Below are 20,622 nucleotides of genomic sequence, written 5' to 3' on the forward strand. Positions count from 1 at the left end.
GTGCAGTCATGTCTCGAATCGGAAAACAGCCTATCCCGATCCCTTCCGGCGTTGAAGTGAAGATCGGTGCGGACGTTGTTGAGGTAAAAGGTCCCAAGGGAAGCCTTACCACCCCTGTCGAAGCGTGCCTGAACTACGAATTGGCCGATGGCCAAGTCGTGATCACCCGCAAGAATGACAGCCGCCAGGCAAGTGCACAGCACGGCCTGCGTCGCACACTGCTTGCGAACTGCATCGAAGGCGTATCCAAGGGTTTTTCCAAGACCATGGAAGTCATCGGGGTTGGTTTCAAGGTAGCCGTGAAGGGTAACGTAATCGAACTTGCCGTCGGGTATTCCCATCCCGTGAACATGCAGCTTCCCGCCGGGCTCGAAGCGAAGGCCGAAGGGAACAAGCTGACCGTTTCCGGCGCAGACAAGCAGATGGTTGGCGAATTTGCCGCCTCCCTGCGTCGCGTGCGTCAGCCTGAACCGTACAAGGGCAAGGGCATCAAGTACGAAAACGAGCAGATTCGTCGCAAGTCCGGCAAGTCTGCGGGTAAATAGGCAGGTATAGACAAATGAAGTCCAAGAACGATAAAAGGTTGCGCCGCAAGGTTCGCATCCGTAAAAAAGTCTCCGGCTCTGCGGAGCGTCCGCGTCTGGTCGTCTTCAGGTCTAACCTGCACATATACGCCCAGTTGGTGGATGATCAGGTAGGTGCGACGCTTGCCGCCGCCTCCACCCTGAATCTTGGCAAGAGCGGCGAGGCCCTTAAGGCAAACATCGCCGGTGCCGGAAAGGTCGGCACCGAGATTGCCCGCCTTGCCAAGGAAAAGAACATTGACCGCGTGGTGTTCGACCGCAACGGCTACATCTATCACGGAAGCATTAAGGCCATAGCCGAAGCCGCCCGTGAAGCTGGCCTGGATTTCTAACAGGTAGTAGGTTATTGGCATGGAACAGAACGAACTCGGCTATATAGAAAAGATTGTCTCTCTCAACCGCGTTGCAAAGGTTGTGAAAGGCGGCCGTCGTTTCAGCTTCAGCGCCCTTGTAGTCGTTGGGGATGGTAAGGGTGCTGTAGGTTTCGGACTGGGCAAGGCCCAGGAAGTGCCGGAAGCCCTCCGCAAGGCCACTGAGCGCGCGAAGAAGGACATGGTTGACATTCCCTTGGTTGACGGCACTCTGCCGTATGAAGTGCTTGGTGCGTTCGGCGCTGGCCGCGTGCTGCTCAAGCCTGCTTCCAAGGGTACCGGCATCATCGCCGGCGGTGCCGTGCGCGCCGTGATGGAAGCTGTTGGTGTACATGACGTGCTTGCAAAGGCCATCGGCACCAACAACCCCCACAACGTACTGCGCGCCGCCATGGCCGGTCTGACCTCCCTGCGCAGCGCCGAGCACGTGAGCGAGCTGCGCGGCAAGAAGCTGGAAGCTCCCAGGAAGTAAGGGTTACGACCATGATTAAGGTTACGCTTGTACGCAGCCGGATCTGCACCACCCCCAAGCAGCGCAAGGTTCTTGATGCGCTTGGGCTGAAGCGGATCCGTCAGGAAAAGCAGTTTGAGGACAATGCCGCCGTGCGTGGCAATATTGCCAAGGTTTCCCATCTGGTGGAGGTCACGGAGTAATGCAGCTTCACGAACTCTATCCCTTTGCTGAAGAACGCAAGTCCCGCAAGCGCGTGGGCCGCGGCTCCGGCTCCGGTATGGGCAAGACGGCATGTAAGGGCCATAAAGGCCAGAACGCCCGCGCCGGCGGCGGTGTACGCCCCGGTTTTGAAGGCGGCCAGATGCCCCTGCAGCGTCGCCTGCCCAAGCGCGGCTTCTCCAACTACCTCTTCAGGAACGACTACGACGTGGTCAATCTTGATCGGTTGGTGGAAGTGTTTGCCGGCAAGGCAGAAGTGTCTCTGGAAGACATCTACGCCAGCGGTCTGGCAACGAACGGTGCTGCCGTCAAGGTTCTCGGCCGTGGAGACATTTCCGTGGCCCTGAAGGTGGAGGCGCACAAGTTCAGTGCGTCCGCCATTGAGAAAATCCAAAACGCCGGTGGCGAAGCCAAGGCGCTTGAAGGGTAGGTAAAACGTGGCGCTCAGTGGTGTTGAGAACCTGGCCAGAATGCCAGAACTGAAGAAGAAGTTGTTGTGGACCTTCCTGTTGCTTGCCGTTTACCGCCTCGGCATCCATGTGCCGGTGCCGGGTGTGGATACCGCATCACTGTCCGAATTCTTCGCCAGCGTCGAAAACACCCTGTTCGGCATGCTCGACATGTTTTCCGGGGGCGGACTTCGAACCCTTTCGATTTTCGCCCTCGGAATTATGCCTTACATCTCCGCCTCCATTATCATGCAGCTTCTTCAGGTGGTTTCGCCCGACCTGAAGCGGATTGCCAAGGAGGAGGGGGCTGCCGGGCGTAAAAAGATTACGCAGTGGACCCGCTATGCGACGGTGCTTATCACCGTTGTGCAGGGGTTCGGCATTGCCGTGGGTCTGGAGAGTATGACCAGCCCCACGGGTGCCCCAATCGTGTTGAGTGCCGGGTGGGGCTTCCGTCTCATCACTATCCTCACGCTTACTGCCGGAACCGTGTTCATCATGTGGATTGGTGAGCAGATAACCGCAAAGGGCATTGGGAACGGAATTTCCCTTATCATCTTTGCGGGTATCGTTGCCGGGTTGCCCGGCGCGATTATGAACTCCTTCAGCCTCATCGGCGCTGGCGAGCTTTCCGTCTTTGTCGGACTGCTCATCCTTGCGTTTATGGCGGCAGTTCTGGTGTTCATCGTGTTCATGGAGCGTGGGCAGCGTCGCATACCCATCCATTATGCCAAGCGGCAGATGGGTCGCAAAATGTTTGGCGGTCAGACCACGCATCTGCCGTTGCGGATTAACACCGCCGGTGTCATTCCGCCCATCTTCGCCTCCAGCCTGCTGATGTTCCCCGCGACCATCGGCTCTTTTGCGCAGGGGTCGGAGATACTGCAGCAGATTACCGCGTTGTTCTCGCCGAACTCCTTGCTGTACAATGTGCTCTTTGTGGCACTGATCATCTTCTTCTGCTTCTTCTACACCGCCATTATCTTTGACCCCAAGGATATTGCGGAGAATCTGAAGAACGCCGGAGGATTTATCCCCGGTATCCGCCCCGGCGGAAAGACCAGGGAGTACATAGACAGGGTGCTCAGCCGCATTACGCTGTGGGGCTCCTTCTATATCGCCGCAATCTGCGTACTTCCCATGTTGCTTATTGCCAACCTGAATGTCCCGTTTTACTTCGGAGGCACAAGTTTGCTTATCGTTGTAGGCGTGGCCATGGACTTTATGTCTCAGGTTGAATCGCACATGATTTCCCGCCAATACGAAGGACTGATGAATCGGTCCAAGGGTAAGGTCAGGAAGTAGGCAGTGAAGAAATTCCGCGGTGTATTTCTGAAAAATGACAAAGAGATTGGCCTCCTGCGGGAGGCCAATCGAATTGTGGCAACAATTCTTGACGTGCTGGGCGAGCATGTTCGCCCGGGGGTCAAGACCATGTTTTTTGAGGACATAACGCAGAATCTGTGCAAACAGTTCGGTGTGCGTCCTGCGTTTCAGGGGTATTGCGGTTTTCCGTTTGCCCTTTGCTGTTCGGTGAACGAAGAGATCGTCCACGGGTTTCCGTCCGAGCGTGTGCTGCAGGAAGGTGACATTGTCAGCTTTGACATGGGTGTCATCTATCAGGGGTTCTTCGGAGATTCTGCCAGAACCTTTGCTGTGGGTACTGTTTCGGAAGAGGCTGCCCGGCTCATGGACGTGACACGGCAATCGCTGATGCTGGGAATAGAACAGGCCCGTTCCGGGAACAGCCTGTATGACATATCCCGTGCGGTGCAGCAGCATGTGGAATCTAACGGATTCGGCGTGGTGCGGCGTTTCGTGGGGCATGGCATAGGTACCCGGCTGCATGAGCGGCCGGAGATTCCCAACTTCGTTCCGCCCGGACTGCCAGGGGTGCCCCTGAAGGTAGGCATGGTGCTTGCCATTGAGCCGATGGTGACGGTTGGTTCCTACGAGGTGGACGTGCTGGAAGACAACTGGACCGCCGTGACGCGGGACAGAAAGCTTTCTGCCCACTTCGAGCACAGTGTCGCCATCACGTCCAACGGACCAGAGATACTTAGTCGGTCCGAATAAATAACGTCAATACAGTGAGAATTGTATTGACTGCTTACGGAACGGGATGGTACTCACCTCCGTTCTGGTAGCCGGAGTGCTTCCGGAGTGTGATGTGTCAGAACGATCCCAGACTTATGGAGTCTATCATGAAAGTCAGGCCTTCTGTCAAAAAGATGTGCCCTAAGTGCAAGGTGATTCGGCGCAAGGGCATCCTTAGAGTCATTTGCGAAAACCCCCGGCATAAACAGCGCCAGGGCTAAGCGAAGCAGGAGTAGATTGTGGCTCGAATTGCTGGTGTTGACCTCCCCAGAGGCAAGCGGGTGGATATCGCCCTGACTTACATCTTCGGTATTGGACGTTACGCTGCGCTCCAGATCCTTGACGCCACCGGCGTCGACTGGACCCGTAATGCGGACGATCTTACCGCGGAAGAAGTCAACGAAATCCGCAAGGAAATCGAAACCAACTACAAGGTTGAAGGCGATCTTCGCCGCGAGGTTTCCTCTAACATCAAGCGTCTGATGGACATTGGTTGCTATCGTGGCCTGCGCCACCGCCGTGGACTGCCTGTTCACGGTCAGCGCAGCAAGACCAATGCACGTACCCGTAAGGGTCCCCGTCGCGCTGTTGTCGGCAAGAAGAAGAAGTAAGTTCCTACAACGGATCTCCGGATCAGGCGTGGAATCTCTCCCGAGCCACAGAGAAAGAAAATTTCCTGTGCCCGGCGTTCACGGCTTAGTCATGACTAGGCTCGTACGAGGTTCCAACCCCGTCCATCAATCATTCAGTTGAGAGAGTATAGTTATGGCAAGACCCAAACGCGCGGGCAAGAAGAAAGAAAAAAAGAACATTCCCGTAGGGATCGCCCATATCCAGGCTACCTTCAACAACACCATTATCACCTTTACGGACACAAGGGGTAATGCGGTAAGCTGGTCTTCCGCAGGACAGAGCGGCTTTAAGGGCTCGCGTAAGTCTACCCCGTTCGCCGCACAGGTTGCTGCAGAAACTGCCGCCAAAAAGGCGCAGGAAAACGGCATGCGTACCGTCGGCATTTACGTCAAGGGTCCCGGTTCCGGTCGTGAAGCCGCCATGCGCGCCGTCAATGCCGCCGGCTTCAAGGTCGCGTTCATTCGTGACGTAACCCCCATCCCCCACAACGGTTGCCGCCCCCCCAAGCGTCGCCGCGTTTAGTAGGAGGATAGTGTCTTGGCTAAGTATAATGGTTCCAAGTGCCGCATGTGTCGGCGTGAAGGTTCTAAGCTGTTTTTGAAGGGTGATCGCTGTTACACCGACAAGTGCGCATTTGATCGTCGTCCGTACGCCCCCGGCGCAGCGGGCCGTGCGCGCAAGAAGGTGAGCGACTATGCGTTGCAGCTTCGTGAAAAGCAGAAGGTTCGCCGCATGTACGGCGTGCTGGAAAAGCAGTTCCGCGGCTACTTTGAAAAGGCCGACATGCAGAAGGGTGTGACCGGCTTCAACCTGTTGGCACTGCTTGAGCGTCGTCTCGACAACGTCGTGTACCGCCTGGGCTTTGCAAACTCCCGCCAGCAGGCACGCCAGATGGTTCGCCACGGTGTGTTTTCCCTCAACAACCACAAGGCTAACATTCCCTCCATGCAGGTGAAGGTAGGCGATGTGCTTGTTGTGAATGAAAAGCATCGTAAGAACCCGGTTCTGGCAGAAGCGCAGGACGTAACTGCCCGTCGCGGCTGCCCGACCTGGCTGGAAGTGGACGGTCCCAACTTCACCGGCACCGTCAAGGCTCTGCCTCAGCGCGAAGACATTCAGTTCCCCATCAACGAACAGCTGATTGTCGAGCTTTACTCCAAATAAGCGGGTATAAAGCATGCTCATCAAACAAGGCGACAGGACAATCAATACACGGAATTGGTCCGAACTTGTCAAACCTGAAACCATCACGCGTTCCGGCGATGCAGATACCCAGTACGGGAAGTTTATCTGCGAACCTCTGGAGCGCGGTTACGGCAATACCATCGGCAATGCTCTGCGTCGCGTGCTTCTGGCATCGCTTCAGGGTGCCGCCGTCGTTGCCGTGAAGATTTCCGGTGTGCAACACGAGTTCACCACCATAGAGGGTGTGCTTGAAGACGTGACCGACGTGATACTGAATCTGAAGCAGGTCAGATTCGCCATGGACACGGAAGAGCCGCAGAAGCTTACCTTTTCCGTGAACAGGAAGGGCCCCATCACCGCAGCCAGCATTGCCGGCAACCAGCATACGATGGTGCTCAACCCGGAACAGCATCTGTTCACTCTTACCGAGGACAAGGAACTTACCTTCGAACTGGAAGTGAGAATGGGCAAGGGCTATGTTCCGGCTGACATGCATGAAGGTCTGGGCGACGAGATCGGACTTATCGCTCTCGACGCCAGCTTCGCGCCTGTTCGCAAGGTTGCCTATACGGTTGAGCAGGCTCGCGTTGGTCAGATGACGAACTATGACAAGCTCATCCTTCAGGTGTGGACGGACGGTTCCATCTCTCCTGAAGATGCCATTGCCTACAGCGCGAAGATCATTAAAGACCAGATATCTGTGTTCATCAACTTTGACGAACGCATATCGGAAGAAGAGTCCAACTCGTCATCTTCCGACAGCGGCGTGAATGAAAACCTCTTCAAGGGTATTGACGAGCTCGAACTTTCCGTTCGTGCCACCAACTGCCTGAAGAGCGCAAACATCACGCTGGTGGGTGAACTGGTTCAGCGCAGCGAGTCCGAGATGCTCAAGACCAAGAACTTCGGTCGCAAGTCGCTGGATGAAATACGCCGCGTCCTGTGCGAAATGGACTTGGACTTCGGACTGCAGGTTGATGGCTTTGAGAAGAAATACCAGGATTGGTTGAAGAGGAAGCAGCAAAATGAGGCATAGCAATTCCGGAAAGAAGTTGAGCAGGACTCCCGCTCATCGCAAAGCCATGTTTCGTAACATGGCAAAGTCCCTGCTGACTCATTACCAGCTTCGTACCACTGAAGTTAAGGCCAAAAACCTTCGCAGCGTTGTAGAGCCCCTGATCACTCTGGCCCTTCGCAACGACCTGCACGCACGCCGTCAGGCTTACAGCGTTCTTGGCAATCACCAGCTGGTGAAGAAGCTCTTTGATGAAATCGGCCCCCTGTACGTGGGCGTTCCCGGCGGCTACACCCGCGTTTTGAAGCTCGGCGCAACCCGCCGTGGTGATAACGCACCCATGGCCGTTATTGAACTGACCCGCAAGCCCGGCGAAGCCGCTGCGCAAACCTCGGCTCCCGAAGCCAAGGTTGCCAAGGCTGAAGCCGTGAAGCAGGCTGTGGCAGCGGCAGAAGCCGCCGCCAAGACCGCTGCGGAACCCGTGGCGGAAGAGGCTGAAAAGAAGGCGGAGTAATCTGCTTTTTTCCAGCACCTGTTGAGACTATGGAAGGCCGTTGCACATGCAACGGCCTTCTTTTTATGTGTATTGTTTTTGCAAATCTGCACTCGGCATAGTCTCGCGCTTGCCGTATTGCTGTTTTCGATGTATGGCATTGTCATGATTGATTTCAGAAAACTTGAAGCCTTTTGCAAGGTTTACGAACTCAAGAGCTTTTCTCTTGCAGGAAAGGATCTGTTTCTTTCGCAGCCCACGATCAGCGCGCACGTCCTTTCCTTGGAAAAAGAACTGGGCGTGCAGTTGCTGGATAGGATGGGGCGCGTTGTGCTGCCTACCGCCGCCGGAGAAGTGCTGTATCAGTATGCCCGGCAGGCCTTTGCCAGTCTGGATGCCGCCAAGGCGGAGATTACCCTGCTGCAGGATGAAGTGACCGGCCACTTTGCCATAGGCGGCAGCACCATTCCCGCGTATTTTCTTATTCCGCCGCTCATTGCCGGATTCAGAAAGCGCCATCCCGGCGTTACCATGGAGATGCGGGTGGGAGATACCAGCCGCATCATAGAAATGGTCAATGAAGGGGAACTGGCGCTGGCAGTTGTGGGCGCGCGTGATGCCCAGCCGGAATTGACCTATACCCCCCTTGTCGATGATGAGCTGGTGCTCATTGCTCCGCCGGAAATGTTTCCTGCAGGCACAATCCTGAACAGCTCCCAGCTGGCCCAGTATCCGTGGATCATGCGGGAGCCGGGATCCGGTACGCGTAAGACCTTTGCGCGCGCCTTTGCGGACAAGGGCGTGGATATACGCCGTTTTGCCTCGGCCATTACCGTGGATTCCACGCAGGCAGTGTTGCAGTGTGTGCGCTCCGGGCTTGGTGTGAGTATGACGTCGCGCCTCGCTGTGGCCGATATGGTGGAACGGGGCGAGTTGAGCATTGTTCCGCTGGATGATGTGGTGGCAAGCCGTCAGTTCTACAGCGTGTACCACACCAAGCGGCATTTTTTCCCCGCTGTTACGGGGTTTATTTACTACCTCAACGAGAACACGCAGCATCTGCGGAGCGTGATATAGGTATGACCCTCCCTAAGTTTACGATGGTAGATAAGGTCAAGGCCGCCGGCTGAGCTGCCAAGATCGCTCCGGGGGACCTGGAGCACATTCTGGCTTCGCTGCCCCACGATCCCACTGCAGGGCAGGGGAGGCTGCTTTCCGGCACCGGTACGAACGAGGATGCGGCTATTCTGCGTTTCCCGCCCGGTAAGGCGCTGGTGCAGACGCTGGATTTTTTTACACCCATTGTGAATGATCCTTACAGGTTCGGGCAGATTGCCGCCGCCAACTCCCTTTCCGATGTCTATGCCATGGGCGGTGAACCATGGTGTGCCATGAACATTGTCTGCTTCCCTGTAAAGGAGCTTCCGCGCGATGTGTTGCGCGACATCATTCTCGGCGGGTTCGATAAAATCCGCGAGGCGGGGGCCGTACTGGCAGGCGGTCACAGTGTGGAGGATGCAGAGATCAAGTATGGTCTTTCTGTGTCCGGCATTGTGGACCCCGACGGCTTTGCCTCCAACAGCGGGCTTGTTCCCGGCGACCAGATTATTCTCACCAAGCCGCTGGGCACCGGTGTCATCGCCACGGCGGTGAAAGCACAGTGGGAGGGCAGCGATGCCCTTGAGGATGTGCTGTACCACTGGGCGGCCCGTCTGAACAACCATAGCGGCCGCGTGCTGCGCGAAATGGGCCTGAAGGCGGCAACCGATATCACAGGGTTCGGTTTTGGCGGTCACCTGCTGGAAATGGCCCGGGCTTCCCGCTGTGCCGTTTCTGTGTGGTCTTCGTCCGTACCATATCTTGAACAAGCCGTGGAACTGGCCGCTGTGGGCATGGTTCCGGCGGGCAGTTACGCCAACAGGCGGTTCTGTGAATCGCACGTGACCATTGACGCAGCCGTGCCTCCTGTGCACGCAGACCTGCTTTTTGACGCCCAGACCTCCGGGGGGCTTCTGCTTGCCGTGCCGCAGGCACGCCTTGCAGAGGCTGTCACCCGTCTGGAAGATGCCGGAGAACTCGCCGCCCATGTGGGCGAGGTGACCGGCCCTCATTCCTGCGGGCACCTTCATCTGCTCGCTTAGAACCCGTTGCCGTTTTTCGCAACTCCGTGCGCCGCAATTGAAAAATGGTGCATGGCGGCTCTTGAACTCTGCGGCGACTAATGGTACATCAACGCGCCTTCCGTACGTTGACAGCGGCATGTGCGGCACGTAGGTTCTTGCCTGTTCCGTGCAGGCGCACACCGGATTCAGCAGGACATATTCTGCGAGAGTGGCGGAATTGGTAGACGCACTAGACTTAGGATCTAGCGGCCTAGCCGTGGGAGTTCGAGTCTCCCCTTTCGCACCAGATATTGACCGGCAGGGCGGGGCCGATGCTTTATCGGTTCTCGCTTCCGGTACTATTCATATTTCGAGATTTTGCCAGCAGGCAAGGAGGAGTTATTCACCATGGAATATACCGTTGAAGACCTTTCCCCGGTAAAGAAGAAAGTTTCCGTCACCGTTCCGGTTGAAGAGGTCAACGCCTCTCTTTCCGCCACCATCGCCATGTACCGCACCAGCGTGGACCTGAAGGGCTTCCGCAAGGGCAAGGTGCCGTCCAGCGTCATCGAATCCCGCTTCAGGAAAGAGGTATATTCCGAGGCCACTCAGGACCTTGTGAACGTGCACATCAACGAAATCATCGGCGAGTTGAACGTAAATCCCGTTTCCCGCATCGATTTTGACGGCGGCGAACTGGTGCGTGACGAGGCGTTTTCCTACGCGCTCTCCTTTGAAGTGCTGCCCGAGTTCGAACTGCCCAACTACGAGGGCATGGATGTGGAGCAGGAGCAGGTGGTGGTGAAGGATGACGAGGTTGACGAAGTGATCAACCGCATCCGCGGCAACATGGCAGAGATAATCACCCTTGCCGAAAACCGCCCCGCAAAAGATGGCGAAATTGCCGTGATCGATTTCGCTGCCTACGAGAATGGCGAACCCATAGAAGGCATTGCCGCGCAGAACTTCCAGATGACCCTTGGCGAAAAGCAGGCTCTGGAAGACTTTGAAAATCTGGTCAAGACGGTCGCCCCCGGCGAAGAAAAGGAAGGCGAAGTCACCTTCCCCGCCGACTTCATCAATACCGAGTTTGCTGGCAAGACCGTGACCATGAAGGTGACCGTGCACTCCATTCAGGAGCGTCGCCTGCCCGAGCTGGACGACGAGATGGCCCGCAAGGCCGGCGGATTTGACTCCGTGGAAAAGATGCGCGAAGCCGTGGTGCAGTCCTACAAGAAAAGCCGTGGCGACCTGTGTAAGTCGCAGGCACAGACCTCCATGCTGGAGCGTCTGCTGAAGACGGTGGACTACCCCCTGCCGGAATCCATGGTAGAAATGTACATGGATAACCTGCTCATGGAAAAGAAGAACCGTCTGGAGCGTCAGGGCAAGTCTCTGGAATCTCTGGGCAAGTCCATGGAAGAGCTGCGCGACGAAGTACGCCCAGAAGCGGAGAAGATCGCCAAGACTCAGATCTTCCTTGTTGCCGCCGCCCGTAAGGAAGGCGTGGAAGTTACCGAGCAGGAAGTGGACATGCAGCTGCATCAGCTGGCCATGCAGACCGGACAGGATTTCCGCAGCGTGAAGGAATATTATGCACAGAACAACCTGCTCTTCGGCCTCCGCGACCGCCTGCTGGCGGACAAGGCTATGGACGCCGTCTTCCAGAAAGCCAACGTGACCGAAGTGCCGCCCAAAGATCTGAAACTGGACGGCGCTGAATAAGATTGGCTTACACAGCTTAGTCTTGCAGGGGAGGCGGCCGCGCTTCCCCTGTTTTTTTCGTGTACGGGGGTAATATATAGTGCTCCCATGCCGTTATGACCCTTGAGGAAGGCTTGCATATTTTGCTAGTTTGCAACATGCTGGCAGGAACTGAGGGCACAGGTGCCGGTGTTGTACGATGTTTTTCCCTCCTCGTTCCCGCATCCGTCCATTTTCAACATGACGTATTACCATCAGGAGCTATAAAATGGCAGTGCCGATTGTCATAGAAACCACCGGGCGTTCCGAACGCGCTTACGACATATATTCCCGTCTGCTCAAGGACAGGATCATTTTGCTGGGCACCCCCATTGATGATTATGTGGCGTCGCTTATCTGCGCGCAGCTGCTTTTTCTGGAGTCCGAGAACCCGGAAAAGGAAATATACCTCTACATCAACTCGCCCGGCGGCGCGGTGACGGCGGGCATGGCCATTTATGACACCATGCAGTATATTTCTTCGCCCGTTGCCACCCTGTGCATGGGGCAGGCGTCCAGCATGGGGGCGTTGCTGCTTTCCGCCGGTGAAAAGGGATTGCGCTCCGCGCTTCCGCACAGCCGCATCATGATCCACCAGCCCCTTGGCGGTTTTCAGGGGCAGGCCACGGATATAGAAATCCACGCCCGGGAAATCCTGCGCATGAAGCAGTCGCTCAACGGTATTTTGGCCAATCATACCGGGCAGACTGTGGAAAAGATTGCCGAGAACACGGAACGTGATTACTTCATGGGACCGGAAGAGGCACTCAAGTTTGGCATCATAGACCGTATTCTCACCTCCCGCAGGGACGTGATGCAAGATAAATAACGAATCATCAGGTATGGATACAATGAAGAACGACAAGACACAGGAACTGCGGTGCTCTTTCTGCGGCAAGGGGCAGGAGCAGGTGCAGCGGCTTATAGCCGGGCCGGACGTCTATATCTGCGACGAATGCGTGGCTCTGTGCAATGAGATCATTGCGCAGGAAACCATGCAGGATACCGTGGAGGAAGGGCGTCTCCTGTCGCCGGAAGAGATAAAGGCCAAGCTGGATGAATATGTCATCGGGCAGCATCAGGCCAAGAAGATCCTTTCCGTGGCTGTGCACAATCACTACAAGCGCGTCTTTTATGCAGAAGCCCTCGGCGACGAGGTGGAGCTGGAAAAGAGCAACATCCTGCTTGCCGGTCCCTCCGGCAGCGGCAAGACACTGCTGGCAAAAACCCTTGCCCGCGTGTTGAACGTGCCCTTTGCCATTGCGGATGCCACCACGCTGACAGAGGCAGGCTATGTGGGCGAGGATGTGGAAAACATCCTTGTTCAACTGCTTCAGAATGCCGACTACGATATTGAGGCTGCCTCCAAGGGAATTATCTACATCGACGAGATCGACAAGATTTCCCGTAAGGGCGACGGGCCTTCCATCACCCGCGATGTGTCCGGCGAAGGCGTGCAGCAGGCCCTGCTCAAGATAATTGAGGGCACGGAGGCGAACATCCCGCCCAAGGGCGGGCGTAAGCACCCGCAGCAGGAATTTATCCGGCTGGATACGTCCAATATCCTGTTCATCCTTGGCGGCGCGTTCATCGGGCTGGACAAGATCATAGAACAGCGCGTGCACGGCGGAGCCATGGGCTTCGGGGCCAAGGTGGTTGCGGCAAACAGCATCAGCTACACAGATCTGCTCAAGCAGGTGCATCCCAACGATCTGGTCAAGTTCGGCCTCATTCCGGAATTCATCGGGCGTATACCTGTTGTGACCCACGTGGAAGAACTGGAAGAGGACGACCTTATCCGCATTCTCACCGAACCCAAAAACGCGCTGGTCAAGCAGTACCAGAAGCTGTTTGAACTGGATAAGGTGAAGCTGCGTTTCACCACCAACGCACTGCGGGCCATTGCCGCCGAGGCCATTACCCGCAAGACGGGCGCACGTGGTCTGCGTAACGTGATGGAAAGCGCCATGCTGGAGATCATGTACCGCCTGCCTTCGCTCGACGGAGTGAAGGAGTGCGTTGTGAACCGCGCGGTGATTGAACAGCGCAAGGAGCCCATGCTCATTTATCACAACGAGGCTAAGACCGGTTCCTGATATCCCGTAGCCGCCGTATGGCGGACGGGGCGAATGGAGCACGGCGTTATTGATCAAAGGCAGCTGCCCGGATACCGTTTCGATTGACAATGTGTGAAGGGGCATTAGTTTTTCGCTCATGCCCCTTCTTTTCATTTCAGGAAGATGGAGGCAGCTACGCCAGGAGGATGTATGACCGAATTTGGTGTGCGCGGTGACCACCGCGGCGAGCCTGTGTCGCTCCCTTTGATGTCTCTGCGGGAAGTGGTTATGTTCCCGCGTTCCATCGTGCCCCTGTTCGTGGGGCGCGAGGCCTCCATTAAGGCCATAGAAAGCGCCATTGCCGATCACGGCAAGGAGATTCTGCTGGTTGCCCAGCGTGAGCCGGAAATGGAAAAACCCGGCCAGTCCGATCTGTTTGAGGTGGGCACCGTTTCCAAGGTGCTGCAGTTGCTGCGCCTGCCGGACGGCACCATCAAGGTGCTCTTCGAGGGCATGCACCGCGCCCGCTGGACGCCGGAAAGCCCGCGTACCTTTGACGATGATCAGGACTTCCCCAAGGCGTTCGTATCCCCCATGGATGAGAGCGACTTCGCCGGTGCCGAGGCGGAAGCCCTTATACGTGCCTGCCATGAGGCGCTGGACGAATATTCCAAGATAAACAAGAAGCTGGCGCAGGAAACCCTGCTGGCCATCATGTCCATTACGTTCCCCGGCAAGCTGGCGGACGCCATCATGCCGCACCTTAAGGTGGATTACCGCAAGAAGCAGGAAGTGCTGGAGCTGACCGATCCCATCGTGCGGTTGGAAAAGGTGTACGAACTGCTTCAGGGCGAGATTGCCATCACCTCCATGGAGAAGCGCATCAAGAGCCGCGTGAAGAACCAGATGGAGCGCAATCAGAAAGAGTACTACCTGAACGAGCAGATCAAGGCCATCAACAAAGAGATGGGCCGCGATGATGACCCGCAGGAAGAACTTAACGAGATCGAGGCCACGCTCAAGGCCAAGGATATGCCTGCCGAGGCCCGTGACAAGGCCCTGCGGGAACTCAAAAAGCTCCGGGCCATGCCCGCATCTTCTGCGGAATATACCGTTATCCGTAACTATGTGGACTGGATAATCGAACTGCCGTGGAACAAGCTGCGCGAAACGGCCATAGACATTGAAAAGGCGCGCGGCATTCTGGATGCAGACCATTTCGGGCTGGAAAAACCCAAGGAACGCATTCTGGAATATCTGGCCGTGCAGAAGCTTGCCACCAAGCTGAAGGGACCCATTCTCTGCCTCGTGGGCCCGCCCGGGGTGGGCAAGACCTCGCTTGCCAAATCCATTGCGCGCGCCACCAACCGTGAGTTTGTCCGACTGTCGCTGGGCGGCGTGCGGGATGAGGCAGAAATACGCGGCCACAGGCGCACCTATGTGGGCGCACTGCCCGGCAAGATCATTCAGTCGCTCAAGCGGGTGGAGTTTAACAACCCCCTGTTCTGCCTTGATGAAATTGACAAGATGAGCACCGATTTCCGGGGCGACCCTTCGGCAGCCCTGCTGGAAGTGCTGGACCCGGAACAGAACAACGCCTTTAACGATCACTATCTGGACCTTGATTACGATCTGTCGCAGGTGTTTTTCATTACCACGGCCAACAGCCTGCACTCCATTCCGCTGCCCTTGCAGGACCGCATGGAAATCATCCGCCTGCCTGGGTATCTGGAAACGGAAAAACGGCGCATCGGCCGCGAGTTCCTGCTGCCCAAGCAGGTGGAGCAGCATGGCATAAGGCTCGATAACGTGCATCTTTCGGACAACGCCCTGCTGGATATCATCCGGCATTATACCCGCGAAGCGGGGGTGCGTAACTTTGAGCGCGAGATTGCCTCCATCTGCCGCAAGGTGGCCATGAAGATTGTGGAATCGGACGACCTGGACAAGGTGGTCACGGTAACACGGCAGAGCCTTGGCAACCTCCTGGGCGTGAAGAAGCATCGCCACGGCGAGCGGGAGGCGCAGCCGCAGGTGGGCGTTACCACCGGCCTTGCGTGGACGGAGCTTGGCGGGGAACTGCTCATGGTGGAAACCGCCATCATGCCCGGCGGCGGCAAGGTGGCCATTACCGGCAAGCTGGGCGAGGTGATGACAGAATCCGCCAAGGCGGCTCTCTCCTATGTGCGGTCGCGTTCGGGCACCTTCGGCCTTAAGCCCGACTTCCACAAGGAGGTGGACATCCACGTGCACGTGCCGGAAGGTGCCACTCCCAAGGATGGCCCTTCTGCGGGCATCACGCTGTGCACCTCCATGGTTTCCGCACTGCTCAGCATCCCCGTACGCAACGACGTGGCCATGACGGGTGAGATTACCCTTCGCGGACGCGTGCTGCCCATCGGCGGCCTGCGCGAGAAGCTGCTTGCGGCCCACCGCGGGCACATAAGTACGGTGCTCATCCCCAAGGACAACGAGAAGGACCTGAAGGAAGTGCCGGATGACATCCTGAAGGGCCTGACCATCATTCCCGTGGAGCATGTGGACGAGGTGCTGCCCATTGCCCTGATGGCGGAGCACGACAAGATATACTGCAACGGTGATACCTGCGTGGCCTTTACCCAGTCCCTGCGGGTGGAGAGCATAAAGAATCTGGAAAACGGCGAGGCGCACACCACGCCGCAGTAGTCAGGATTCCGACTGGTATGAGATGACAAAGATAAAGGGCGGCCTTCGGGTCGCCCTTTTTATTGGGACATGATGGGGGGCAGGGCATTGATTTGGCAATCAGCCAGCGGGCTGAGCGGATTGCACAGATTGCACGGACTGCACAGATTGCGCGGGCCGAGCGGATTGCACGGACTACGCGGGCCGTCTGGTCTGCAAATCATGCAGAATGACCGTGGCTGCCCTGTCCGGCGCGCCGGGGGCACCGAGCATGGTGCGCAAGCGGGCAAGGTCGTCCCGCACGGCATGCATGGCATCGGCGTCGGTAAGCCAGCGCAGGGCGTATTCCGCCAGCACTGGGCCGTCTGCCTTTTCCTGCAGCAATTCAGGGAAGACCTCGCGTTCCATGATCAGGTTGGGCAGTGCCACAAAGGGCACCTTCACCACGCGCCTGCCTATGGCGTAGGAAAGCTTGGATAACTTGTAGGCAACCAGCGTGGGGGTGCCTATGAGCGCGGATTCCAGCGTAACCGTGCCGGAGGCGGCGATGAGCATCTGACAGCCGCGCATAAAGGCGTAACGGTTGAGCGGCCCGTGAATGGTGAGGGGAACATCCGTCTGCCACAGTTCGCGAAGCCGGCTTTGTTCCACGCCGGGAGCCTGCACGCAGTGGAACTCCAGCCCCGGCACCGTGCGCGCAAGAATGGTGGCCGCTCTGGCGTATTCCGGCATGAGCGGCTCAATTTCCTTCCTGCGGCTGCCCGGCAAAAGACCGATGCGTCCCGGAACCGGCGTAATATGGTCAATGGAGGGCCAGTCCACCATGTCCACCAGCGGGTTGCCCACGTAGTCCACCTCCATGCCGAACTGCCTGTAAAAGGCTATCTCAAAAGGCAGAATGGATATCATGCGGGTGATGTACTTGGCGATGAACCGTGCCCTTCCGGTACGCCATGCCCAGAGCTTGGGCGAAATGTAGTAAAAGACGGGTATGCCCAGCGCGTAGGCGTATTTTGCCACTCGGAAGTTGAACTCCGGGGCATCGATAAGGATGACGGCGCGCGGCCTTCGCGCGGCAAGCTCGCTCTTTATGCGTTTGAGCATCTGGAAGATGCGGGGAATATGCCCCAGCACCTCGGTGAACCCCATGACGGAAAGATCTTCCACGCGCAGCAGCGCCTCAAGCCCTTGTTCCCGCATCTCAGGCCCGCCCATGCCGCAGTATTCAAGCGAGGGTGCCTGTCTGCGCAGGGCAGCCATAAGCCTGCCGCCGTGCATATCGCCGGACATCTCGCCCGCGTTTATCCAGATGGTGCCCGTCATGGATTGCTCATCCGCCATTGTCTCCGGTTCCCCGTCCTAAGCCTGCTGGTCCGCCGCTGTGTCTTCCGCAGGCAGCCTGTTCCGCCTGTAGCGGTCAAATATGCGCATGAACACGGCCACAAACACGAGCGAAAAAAGCAGCCGTCCCCATAGTGTGGCGCTAACGTGCGCCCCCAGCAGCATCATGAGCAAGGTGTCCTCAATGAGGGCGTGGGAAAGGCCCATGAGCGTGAGCGAGGCGAACACGTCCCGCTGCGAAACCCGGCCGGATTTCACCTCATGGATGATCAGCCCGCCCCCGTAGGTAATGCCCATGGTCAGCCCCAGCACGGTTATGGTGGCGGCATTTTCGCCTATGCCCATGAATCGCAGAAAGGGCGTGAGCTTGCTGTTTATCCATTCCGTTATGCGGAACTGGTCCAGCAGCCGCATGAAGGCCATAAGCGCAAGGATGATCCAGAACAGGTAGAGGAGATTGCGGGCCTGATTTACGGCCCAGTTCAGAAGGCCGGGGGCAGGTTGCTCCGGCCGCCAGAGAATCTCGCTGGGCTGTTGCAGCAGCCCGAACCCGCTGTAGACAAGGTGCAGGATGATGCCCAGCATCATGGCCGATGCCATGCGGAAGATGACCTGACTGCGCAGCGAAACGCCGCAGCGTTGCGCAATCTTGCATTCCACGGGCAGCGAGTGGGCCACAAGGATGATGGCGGCCAGCACGGAAATCTGCGCCACGGAAAGCGGCTCCATGGTCGGCGCCATAGCCACGTAGACAATAATGCCGCTGTAGATGTTCACCACCAGCGAGGTGGCCCATACCAGCCCCATTTCGCCGGGCAGCCCCACCAGCCCCATAAAGGGCTCCAGCGGCAGGGCCAGATACCTGATGAGGTCCAGATCGCTGAGAATCTTCACGCCGATAATGATGGGAATCATCACCTTATACAGATCCAGACTGGTGCTCACGGCATTGCGCAGAATCTGCCTGCAGGCCCCCAGCAGCCGCACAGGCAGGGAAGCGGGGCGGTTCAGGGAGGGGGGCGTTTCGGAGGCTGGCGTCATTGGCGGGGTTCCGTGTGGGCAAGAAGGTCGGTGGTCCACAGGTCTTTGAAAATATAGTCCCGCAGGGCCTGCGTCCATGGGCGCGGGGTCAGCCCCGTGGTTTGCGTGTAGCGCAAGGTATCCAGCACGGAATAGGCGGGACGCCGCGCTTTTTGCGGGTATTCCGCAGAGGGAATGGCATGGATGGCGCAGCGCACTTCCGCAAGGGCTGCGGCTTCCGCCGCCAGCTCACACCAGCTTGCCTGCCCCGCGTTCACCAGATGGTATACCCCGTCGGTTTCGTGCCCCGCAAGGGCCACGCACATGTCGGCAAGGTCCACCGTGTAGGTGGGCGAACCTGTCTGGTCATGCACAATGTTCAGCGAGTCGCGCTGGCGGCACAGCCCCAGAATGGTATGTACAAAGTTTTTCTTGCCGGGGCCGAACAGCCACGCGGTGCGGGCGATGACGGTGCGCTCCGGCATTTGTTCCAGCAGGGCCTTTTCACCGTCCAGCTTGGTTCTGCCGTAAACAGACTGCGGGTCGGGCGTGTCATCCACGCTATATGGGGTGTGGCCTTTGCCGTTAAACACAAAATCCGTGCTCACATGCATGCAGCGCACCGGGCGGCTGCGCAGTACCCGGCCCAGCAGTTTGGGCAGGCAGGTGTTCACGCGGCGGGCTTCTTCCGGTTCGTCTTCCGCCTTGTCCACCTGCGTGTAGGCCACGGTGTTGAACAGCATGTCCGGGGCGCAGGCGTCCACATAGGCGGCAAGGGCATCGTCACTGAACAGGTCCAGGTCTTCCCTGCCGGGGGTGTGAACCATCCAGCCCGCCTCGGCAAGGGCGCGGGCAAGGGGGCGGCCCAGCAGACCGGTTTTGCCGCCAAGAACAATGGCCGTTTTCTGCCTGTTCATGCCCTGTCTCCGTACCATGTGTTCATGAAGTCCCGGTATGCGCCCGATTCTATACCCGCCATCCACTCCCGGTTGGCCTGATACCAGCGCACGGTTCCGGCAAGGCCGTCCTCAAAGGTGTGCTTGGGCTCATATCCCAGTTCACGCTGCGCCAGCGAAAAATCCATGGCATAGCGGCGGTCGTGTCCGGGGCGGTCTTTCACGTAGCGGATAAGCGATTCGGACCGCCCGAGCAGCGCGAGCATGGCGCGCACCACCTGCATGTTGGTGCGTTCCGCATCGCCGCCAAAATTGTATGCCCTGCCGGGTACGCCGTTGAGCAGCGTAAGATGCACGCCCCGGCAGTGGTCTTCCACGTGTATCCAGTCCCGCACGTTCATGCCGTCGCCGTACACAGGCAGCGGCTCGTCCGCGCTCGCCAGCTTGAACATGAGCGGAATCAGCTTTTCAGGAAACTGGTATGGCCCGTAGTTGTTGGAGCAGCGGGTGATGCACACGGGGTAGCCGTAGGTGCGGAAAAAGGCGTGGGCCAGCATGTCCGCTGCCGCCTTGGAGGCGGAATAGGGGCTGCTGGGCCGCAGGGGGGTCTCTTCGGTGAAGCGCGGGTCCTGCGGGCCTAAGTCGCCGTACACCTCGTCGGTGGAAACATGCACAAACCGGGGCACATTCAGGGCGCGGGCGGCGGAAAGCAGATTCTGGGTGCCCATCACGTTGGTGGTGATGAACGGGGCAGGGTCGTTTATGGAGCGGTCCACGTGGGTTTCCGCTGCAAAGTTAACAATGGAATCCACGGCGTACTCTTCCAGAATGCGCCGCATGGCGGCAGGGTCGGCTATGTCCGCCTGCTCAAAGAAGTAGCGGGTACCCCCTTGGATTTCTTCAATATCCAGCAGGTTCAACGGGTTGCCTGCGTAGGTGAGCTTATCCACATTAACGACAACCGCATCGTTGTCGGTTTCGAACAGATGGCGGATGTAGTTGGTGCCGATAAAGCCGCAGCCGCCGGTAACAAGAAGTCGCATGGTCGCCCCTGGCTGGAGGTTTGTGGATGGCCCCTTGTACTCCTTGGCGGTGCGATGGTCAAATGGCTGCCATGCTGGCGCAAGCCCGTTTTCCGTATGGCAGCGGCTGGCAACGTCTGTCTGCTTCCGCCCGGCGGCCGCCCGGTCCGGACTAAGGGGCAGGGAGCAGATGTGTGTGCATGGCGCTTGCCATTACCTGCCGGTTGACGTATTTTTTCAGGCTATTCACCCGGTTGTGCCGCCTTCGGCCGCCGGT

General features: G+C 57.8%; 23 protein-coding genes and 1 tRNA gene. 20 read left to right on the forward strand and 4 right to left on the reverse strand.

Features of this window, described 5'->3' with window-relative positions; all coding sequences use genetic code 11:
* Positions 1-8 precede the first annotated feature (8 nt).
* From rplF to lon, 20 genes are all read left to right on the forward strand, one after another.
* A complete protein-coding gene (rplF, locus tag HUV26_RS10660; RefSeq protein WP_174410077.1) occupies positions 9-545 on the forward strand; it encodes a 50S ribosomal protein L6 in 537 nt (178 codons plus the stop codon).
* Positions 546-559: 14 nt separating this feature from the next.
* Entirely contained in the window at positions 560-916 is a 357-nt protein-coding gene (gene rplR / locus HUV26_RS10665) for a 50S ribosomal protein L18 (RefSeq protein WP_174410078.1), read from the forward strand.
* 19 nt (positions 917-935) lie between these two features.
* A complete protein-coding gene (gene rpsE, locus HUV26_RS10670) occupies positions 936-1,427 on the forward strand; it encodes a 30S ribosomal protein S5 (RefSeq protein ID WP_174410079.1) in 492 nt (163 codons plus the stop codon).
* A gap of 11 nt (positions 1,428-1,438) precedes the next feature.
* Positions 1,439-1,609: a 50S ribosomal protein L30 gene (rpmD, locus tag HUV26_RS10675; protein ID WP_174410080.1), complete on the forward strand. Its 171-nt coding sequence runs from the start codon at positions 1,439-1,441 to the stop codon at positions 1,607-1,609.
* Positions 1,609-2,058, forward strand: a complete 450-nt coding sequence (gene rplO, locus HUV26_RS10680; protein WP_174410081.1) for a 50S ribosomal protein L15 — start codon at positions 1,609-1,611, stop codon at positions 2,056-2,058. The genes rpmD and rplO overlap by 1 nt, the downstream gene beginning before the upstream one ends.
* A 7-nt stretch (positions 2,059-2,065) precedes the next feature.
* On the forward strand, positions 2,066-3,382 hold the full coding sequence (secY, locus tag HUV26_RS10685) for a preprotein translocase subunit SecY (RefSeq protein ID WP_174410082.1): 1,317 nt from the start codon (positions 2,066-2,068) through the stop codon (positions 3,380-3,382).
* A gap of 3 nt (positions 3,383-3,385) precedes the next feature.
* Entirely contained in the window at positions 3,386-4,153 is a 768-nt protein-coding gene (map, locus tag HUV26_RS10690; RefSeq protein WP_174410083.1) for a type I methionyl aminopeptidase, read from the forward strand.
* A 128-nt stretch (positions 4,154-4,281) separates the two neighbouring features.
* Complete coding sequence (gene rpmJ, locus HUV26_RS10695; protein WP_174410084.1) at positions 4,282-4,395, forward strand: 50S ribosomal protein L36; 114 nt, start codon at positions 4,282-4,284, stop codon at positions 4,393-4,395.
* An 18-nt stretch (positions 4,396-4,413) separates the two neighbouring features.
* Positions 4,414-4,785, forward strand: a complete 372-nt coding sequence (gene rpsM / locus HUV26_RS10700; RefSeq protein ID WP_174410085.1) for a 30S ribosomal protein S13 — start codon at positions 4,414-4,416, stop codon at positions 4,783-4,785.
* Positions 4,786-4,939: 154 nt separating this feature from the next.
* Positions 4,940-5,329: a 30S ribosomal protein S11 gene (gene rpsK / locus HUV26_RS10705; RefSeq protein WP_174410086.1), complete on the forward strand. Its 390-nt coding sequence runs from the start codon at positions 4,940-4,942 to the stop codon at positions 5,327-5,329.
* Between the two features lie 15 nt (positions 5,330-5,344).
* The gene (gene rpsD, locus HUV26_RS10710) at positions 5,345-5,971 is read left to right on the forward strand and encodes a 30S ribosomal protein S4 (protein ID WP_174410087.1); all 627 of its coding nucleotides are present in this window, start codon (positions 5,345-5,347) and stop codon (positions 5,969-5,971) included.
* A gap of 13 nt (positions 5,972-5,984) precedes the next feature.
* A complete protein-coding gene (locus HUV26_RS10715) occupies positions 5,985-7,028 on the forward strand; it encodes a DNA-directed RNA polymerase subunit alpha (protein WP_174410088.1) in 1,044 nt (347 codons plus the stop codon).
* Positions 7,018-7,521 (forward strand): 50S ribosomal protein L17, encoded by a 504-nt coding sequence (gene rplQ / locus HUV26_RS10720; protein WP_174410089.1) that lies wholly within the window; start codon positions 7,018-7,020, stop codon positions 7,519-7,521. Before HUV26_RS10715 ends, rplQ begins: the two co-directional genes overlap by 11 nt.
* A gap of 144 nt (positions 7,522-7,665) precedes the next feature.
* A complete protein-coding gene (locus HUV26_RS10725) occupies positions 7,666-8,577 on the forward strand; it encodes a selenium metabolism-associated LysR family transcriptional regulator (RefSeq protein WP_174410090.1) in 912 nt (303 codons plus the stop codon).
* Between the two features lie 2 nt (positions 8,578-8,579).
* Positions 8,580-9,641: a selenide, water dikinase SelD gene (gene selD / locus HUV26_RS10730; protein ID WP_174410091.1), complete on the forward strand. Its 1,062-nt coding sequence runs from the start codon at positions 8,580-8,582 to the stop codon at positions 9,639-9,641.
* A 184-nt stretch (positions 9,642-9,825) separates the two neighbouring features.
* A tRNA-Leu gene (locus HUV26_RS10735) sits at positions 9,826-9,909 on the forward strand.
* 101 nt (positions 9,910-10,010) lie between these two features.
* Positions 10,011-11,327, forward strand: a complete 1,317-nt coding sequence (gene tig, locus HUV26_RS10740) for a trigger factor (protein ID WP_174410092.1) — start codon at positions 10,011-10,013, stop codon at positions 11,325-11,327.
* Between the two features lie 247 nt (positions 11,328-11,574).
* The gene (gene clpP, locus HUV26_RS10745; RefSeq protein ID WP_174410093.1) at positions 11,575-12,174 is read left to right on the forward strand and encodes an ATP-dependent Clp endopeptidase proteolytic subunit ClpP; all 600 of its coding nucleotides are present in this window, start codon (positions 11,575-11,577) and stop codon (positions 12,172-12,174) included.
* A gap of 13 nt (positions 12,175-12,187) precedes the next feature.
* On the forward strand, positions 12,188-13,441 hold the full coding sequence (gene clpX, locus HUV26_RS10750; RefSeq protein ID WP_174410094.1) for an ATP-dependent Clp protease ATP-binding subunit ClpX: 1,254 nt from the start codon (positions 12,188-12,190) through the stop codon (positions 13,439-13,441).
* A gap of 171 nt (positions 13,442-13,612) precedes the next feature.
* A complete protein-coding gene (gene lon, locus HUV26_RS10755; protein WP_174410095.1) occupies positions 13,613-16,087 on the forward strand; it encodes an endopeptidase La in 2,475 nt (824 codons plus the stop codon).
* Between the two features lie 174 nt (positions 16,088-16,261).
* Here the strand turns inward: lon and lpxB are convergent, their stop codons facing one another.
* Genes lpxB through rfbB form a run of 4 tightly spaced genes read right to left on the reverse strand, consistent with a single transcriptional unit; the run spans position 16,262 to position 20,366 of the window.
* Positions 16,262-17,389, reverse strand: a complete 1,128-nt coding sequence (lpxB, locus tag HUV26_RS10760; protein ID WP_174410291.1) for a lipid-A-disaccharide synthase — start codon at positions 17,387-17,389, stop codon at positions 16,262-16,264.
* A gap of 36 nt (positions 17,390-17,425) precedes the next feature.
* A complete protein-coding gene (locus HUV26_RS10765) occupies positions 17,426-18,448 on the reverse strand; it encodes a hypothetical protein (protein WP_243451349.1) in 1,023 nt (340 codons plus the stop codon).
* Positions 18,445-19,344, reverse strand: a complete 900-nt coding sequence (gene rfbD, locus HUV26_RS10770; protein WP_174410096.1) for a dTDP-4-dehydrorhamnose reductase — start codon at positions 19,342-19,344, stop codon at positions 18,445-18,447. The genes HUV26_RS10765 and rfbD overlap by 4 nt, the downstream gene beginning before the upstream one ends.
* Positions 19,341-20,366: a dTDP-glucose 4,6-dehydratase gene (rfbB, locus tag HUV26_RS10775; RefSeq protein WP_174410097.1), complete on the reverse strand. Its 1,026-nt coding sequence runs from the start codon at positions 20,364-20,366 to the stop codon at positions 19,341-19,343. The genes rfbD and rfbB overlap by 4 nt, the downstream gene beginning before the upstream one ends.
* Positions 20,367-20,622 lie beyond the last annotated feature (256 nt).

The sequence above is a fragment of the Desulfovibrio psychrotolerans genome, assembly GCF_013340305.1.
GTDB classification, from domain to species: domain Bacteria; phylum Desulfobacterota; class Desulfovibrionia; order Desulfovibrionales; family Desulfovibrionaceae; genus Halodesulfovibrio; species Halodesulfovibrio psychrotolerans.